Here is a 2,197-nt window from a genome sequence, read left to right as displayed (position 1 = left end):
CCGGTGTCGGCTATTGCAATTGAAGGACCTGATCATGTCGCGCGTTTGCGAACTGACCGGCAAGGGCACCATGGTGGGCAACAACGTGTCCCACGCCAACAACAAGACGAAGCGCCGCTTTCTGCCGAACCTGCAGAACGTGACCTTCCTGTCGGACGCTCTGGGCTCGTCGGTCACCTTCCGCGTCGCCGCTGCGGGCGCTCGTTCGGTCGAGCATGCCGGTGGCCTCGACAAGTGGCTGCTGAAGACCCACGACGACAAGCTGTCGCTGAAGGCCCGTCGCGTGAAGCGTCTGGTTGCCAAGTCGCTGGCCGAAGCTTCGGCCGAGCAGGCAGCCTAAAAAGCTTTTCCCGGTTTGACGGAACCTTCGGGTTCCGTTTCCGGAAGGCTTGCAAAGCCGAAAGAACGAATCTCCGGATTCAGAATCTGCGGATTCAGGGACACTGCGCCATGCACCTTGGCGCGGTGTCTTTTTGCATGTCCGCAGTACGCGCAGGGCTGCCATCCTCAGCGCAGGACTGCGCTTTCAGGCAGGTGGAACTTGAGCAGCAGGGTTCGCTGCAACGGGTTCTGATTGTCGTCCGCCATGAGCCAGACGCTCCAGCCGCCCTCCGGATGGGGGGCGACCTCCAGAGCTTCCATGTTGTCGACAGTTACCGGCGGCGCGAGGCGGGCCAGCAGCCTGCCCATTACCTGCCCGTCCTGCACCGCATCCAGATCAATCAACTCCAGCCGGGCGGCAACGCCGTGGAGAATCGAGAAATAGCGGTTGATGACCAGCGCCAGATGCCGCCCCTCGATGGGCAGGAAGACGGCGTCGGTCGGCTTGAAACCGGACTCGGTGCGGTAGCGAATCGGGGCCCACGGAGCCTCTGCATGGGGGCGGAACCGCCCCTCGCCCGTTCCTTCCGCCAGCAGCAGGGCTGCGCCATCCGCTTTCACTGCCATGGCCTCGAGCCCGGCATTGGCCCCGAGCTGGCCCGGCCAGCCGTCCATCCACGGCAGCGACTCGGGGCGATGGGCGAACGCCTGCTTTACCTGCTCCACATGGGACGGCGGATTTTGCGCAGCCTGGCCGTTATCTCCCGCCCCGACGAGAATCGGCGCAGACCCGGGCATGGCGTAGCGCCAGACGCGGTGGCGCTGCTCGAAGGCGACGAAGATATCCAGCCCGCCCTCCGGCGTCGTGACAACTTCCAATGCCTCCGCATCGAAATAGGGATATTCCAGCGGCTGGCCGGTTTCGTCCAGCAGCGGCCCCTGAATGGCATCCGCTACCTCGGTCAGCCTGCCCTGGCGTTCCACCGGACGGAAGACGAGCCAATGGCCGCGGTCGGAAATAGCGAGCATGCGCCCGTCCGGCAGTTGGCGCAGACCGGAGTAGCCGCCAAAGCCGCTTGCCTCGCTCAGAAGTTGGACGCCGCCCAGATAGGCCAGAGCGCCGATGCGACTCTGACCGGGGTCGTTCTTGTCGAGCGGGACTGGGCGGACAGTGACGGAGATGGGGACCGAATCGATTTGCTGGCGCGCAGGGTGCTGCACGGCAGCCCATGCCCCACACAGAACGAGCAAGGCCACCAGAGAGACCGAGAGGCGAAGCCGACGCGACCGCCCTGTGCCTGCCTTTGCTGTGCTGGCCCTTGCAGTGCTGACCTCTGGCTGCACCCGCTCCCCCGCTTTGCTGCGCCCGTTCTCCGGGCCAAACATGATGCTCAGCAGCGCCTTACCGACGAGACACCCGCAATCTACCCGACACTATCTCGCCGATCAGCGCCGGCCACCGGGACGGGCAGCCGCGCCGCGTCCGGCCCGACGCCGAGGCGCGGGAGCATTTTCCGCCGAGAACAGGGACGCCAGCTGCTCGGTCATCACGCCGCCCAGCTGCTCGGCATCCATGATGGTGACGGCGCGCTCGTAATAGCGGGTGACGTCGTGCCCGATGCCGATGGCGATCAGCTCGACCGGAGACTTGTTTTCGATCCAGCCAATGACCTGCCGGAGGTGCTTCTCCAGGTAGTTGCCGGTGTTGACCGACAGGGTGCTGTCATCGACCGGCGCGCCATCGGAGATGACCATGAGGATGCGGCGCTCCTCCGGCCGGCCCAGCAGGCGGTTGTGGGCCCACAGCAGGGCCTCGCCATCGATGTTTTCCTTCAGCAGTCCTTCGCGCATCATCAGGCCAAGGTTGCGGCGGGCG

The 2,197-nt window shown here is 65.3% G+C and carries 3 protein-coding genes; 1 reads left to right on the top strand and 2 read right to left on the bottom strand.

What is annotated here, in order from left to right:
• The first annotated feature begins 34 nt into the window (after positions 1 to 34).
• The gene (gene rpmB, locus VIG90_RS11720) at positions 35 to 340 is read left to right on the top strand and encodes a 50S ribosomal protein L28 (RefSeq protein WP_331593701.1); all 306 of its coding nucleotides are present in this window, start codon (positions 35 to 37) and stop codon (positions 338 to 340) included.
• Positions 341 to 507: 167 nt separating this feature from the next.
• Here rpmB and VIG90_RS11715 read toward each other — a convergent pair whose 3' ends face one another.
• Positions 508 to 1,542, bottom strand: a complete 1,035-nt coding sequence (locus VIG90_RS11715; RefSeq protein WP_331593700.1) for an esterase-like activity of phytase family protein — start codon at positions 1,540 to 1,542, stop codon at positions 508 to 510.
• A gap of 225 nt (positions 1,543 to 1,767) precedes the next feature.
• Positions 1,768 to 2,197 (bottom strand): cobaltochelatase CobT-related protein (locus VIG90_RS11710; RefSeq protein ID WP_414695497.1); only part of this gene is annotated, 430 nt, incomplete at its 5' end.

Source organism: Pedomonas sp., from assembly GCF_036515995.1.
GTDB lineage: Bacteria > Pseudomonadota > Alphaproteobacteria > Sphingomonadales > Sphingomonadaceae > Pedomonas.
Note: the sequence above shows the minus strand (reverse complement) of the source record. Positions and strands in the feature narration are given on the sequence as shown.

What these genes read in the sequence shown, in the direction of transcription:
- rpmB (WP_331593701.1), top strand. Translation starts at nt 35, where the DNA reads ATGTCGCGCGTTTGCGAACTGACCGGCAAGGGCACCATGGTGGGCAAC.